Here is a 2,742-nt window from a genome sequence, read left to right on the forward strand (position 1 = left end):
GGCCGCCCGCGCCACCCGGCGGACGCGGACCCGTGCCGCTACCGCTGACGTAGCCCGCAGAGCCGGGCGCCGCCGTGCCCTTGACGCCAACGGCCTTGGTGCCCATGGCTCCGAGGCCTGCGACGGCGAGCAAGGTGCCGCCGGTCGCGGTGAGACCGGAACCGCCGCTGCCGACGATCGCGACCGCGGGCGTGACCAGTCGCATCAGCGCGGGCAACACGAACGCGACGCTGCACAGCAACACGATGGCGACCAGCATGCGTTGCGCCTGTTCACCATCCGGCAGGCCGTTGGTCGAGGTCAGCGAATCCACATGGCCCGCAGTGGTGAACGCGATCATATAGACGATCGCGGCCACCGGTTTCCAGAGCATGAACGCGATGATCCAGCCGACCAGCTTCTGGTAGGACTGCTTGCCGACGTTCATCCCCGACGCGGCCGCCGCCAGCGGTAGTACGCCTGCCGCGATCAACAGCAGACCCTGGCGCACGATGGCGAGAATGATCTGCGCGAGCGCACCGAGCAGGCCGACGATCGCGATGATCAACACCAGACCGGGCGAAAACGCCTGTAGCTTACTGGTTTTCACCATCAGCTCGGCCAGGTCCTTGGCGTTGCCGTTGGTCGAGTCGTTGATGATCCACTCGGAGAAGCGATCCGAGGCCTGCGTGCCTGCCACGATCACCGCACCGAGCATCCAGGAACTGAACACCACCCTGGCGAACATCCGGAACGATTCCGCGGCCTCGTTCATCGCCGCCCCGCGTCTGGCTTCGGCCAGTCGGGCGCCGGACAGGATCACCGAGGCGATCAAGAGCAATATCTGCGCTTGATAGGTGTAGTCGTTGATCTTCGTGAACAACGAACCCGAGTCGCTGGCAGCCTCATTCGGCACCTTCATCCAGAAGGTCAACGCCAGGATGATGGCCTCGCCGAGGCCCTTCATCAGCGAGTCGACCACCTTGCCGAAGGTCGAGTCCCATGCCTTGTCCTTCACCGCCTCGGCGGCCGAGCCCGGGTGCGAGGCCACGTTGCCCGCCTTGCACGCGGCCGAGGCGGCGTCGCCGAGCGAGATGCCTGGCAGGCCGACATTGTCGAGGGTGTCGTGGATTTCGTTGCAGGTCTGGTCGAAGCCGTACTGCTGCCCGTAGGCCACCGTCGGCGTCGCGATCATCACCGTGAAGATGACCGCGACGATCGTGAGCAATCGCCTCACCATTGCGTGCACCCCTCGCTCCACTGGACGGCCATCAACTGTTCCGCGCACCTTCCCTACCGTGCTCACCATTTCGTCCACCCGCCAAGCGATTCGATCAACCCGGTCTGCGCGGAGTTCGACGACAACGGCTTGAGCCGCCAGTCGCCGCTGTCCCAGACCATGACGAGGCGGATCGTCGACCACGTCGGTTTACCGTCGACCACCTGCCCCCTGGTGGCGAGCTGGACTATCGCCAGATCGTCGGCATAGTCGTCCACCTTGAACGCATCCGAGGCGACGAAGTACTTGGTGATCCGCTCCGGCTGCTGCTCGGGTAACCGGTCGGCCGCGAGCGCCCGGTCGTACGCCGCGATCTGCTGTGCCGAACTGCGCACCTGCCGGACATAGAGGTCGCGGTCGGCGGGACGGGCGTTGAGCCGGTAGGTGATCTGCGCCGCGGCCAGCACCGCGCCCTGCGGCGTGTGCGAATAGCCAACGGCGAGGCCGTCTTCGAGGCGGGTCGGCCCGTCGGAGGTGGAGAACGGCACCGAGGCCCCGAAGACCCGCTGCCAGCCGAACGGCGCGGTGGTGCCCTCGGGCGCCGCCGTCAGCCAGTCCGCGTCGCCTGACTTGCGCTGGCGCGTCACGTTCTGCGGAAGTGGTTGCCCGGCAGCATTGTTCGGCACGTCGACGCGCCTGCCGAGGATATCGACCTCCGGGGTGGCGAAGCCGCTGCCGCCCACCGTCTCGGCGACCGACGGGGTGCTGCCCGTGGCGCCGCTGTCCCGCGTGACGTACACGACGATGCCGACGACCACGATGAGGGTCAGCACCGCCGCGGAGGCGATCGCGCCGAAGGAGACGCGATCGCGCGAATAGGAATCCTTCTCAGCCATGCCGCGCCCCGCAGACGGCCGACCACGCCATGCGCGAGGCGCGCGGCGATACGATTCGCTCGCTGCGCTCACTCATTTCGGCGCCTCCAATTTCACTATGTCGGTGGGTAATACGTCGATCGGATCGATGGGTCTCGCGGTCGAGCCCGGGTCGGGCAGTCGTAATCGCCAGTCCTCGCCGAACCATTCGACGGTGGTGTGGTTCACCGCCTTCGAGGCGTCCGAGTATTCGGTGTGCACGTCGACGGTGCTGCGCTGCGCGGTGTAGCCGGTGATCTTGTACCCCAGCACTCGCGGCGCGTAGTCGGGAGTGGCCGGGCCGGTGATGGACAGCTGGACCCGGTTGACCGCCCATTCGTCCTTGGCCGGTCCCGGCACCAGTTCCTTGGCCGCCACCTTCGCCCACTGACTGTCGGCGGCCACCGCGATGCGCACCGCGTGGGTGATCGCGGCGACACCGGCGCCGCGCGGCGAGTGCTCGAAACCCGTTGCGGCACCGTCGGCTGTCGACTTCGGCCCCTGCTCGGTGTGCGGCAGCGGCACCCCTTGGAACGGTTGCCAGCGCACCCCGGTCGGCGCCGCGGCCAGATCCGGCCCTGATTCCTCGCCGCCGCCGCAGCCGGTGGCCGCGAGCAGCAACGCGGCGCC

The 2,742-nt window shown here is 67.7% G+C and carries 3 protein-coding genes; all 3 read right to left on the reverse strand.

What is annotated here, in order from left to right; translation table 11 throughout:
* On the reverse strand, positions 1-1,219 hold a 1,219-nt coding region (locus NA11_RS43525; protein ID WP_069167982.1), incomplete at its 3' end, for a hypothetical protein.
* A gap of 62 nt (positions 1,220-1,281) precedes the next feature.
* A complete protein-coding gene (locus NA11_RS43530; protein WP_069167983.1) occupies positions 1,282-2,094 on the reverse strand; it encodes a DUF8175 domain-containg protein in 813 nt (270 codons plus the stop codon).
* A gap of 72 nt (positions 2,095-2,166) precedes the next feature.
* The coding region (locus NA11_RS43535; protein ID WP_245746594.1) for a DUF8175 domain-containg protein at positions 2,167-2,742 on the reverse strand (576 nt) is incomplete at its 5' end.

The sequence above is a fragment of the Nocardia altamirensis NBRC 108246 genome (assembly GCF_001612685.1).
Classification (GTDB): Bacteria; Actinomycetota; Actinomycetes; order Mycobacteriales; family Mycobacteriaceae; genus Nocardia; species Nocardia altamirensis.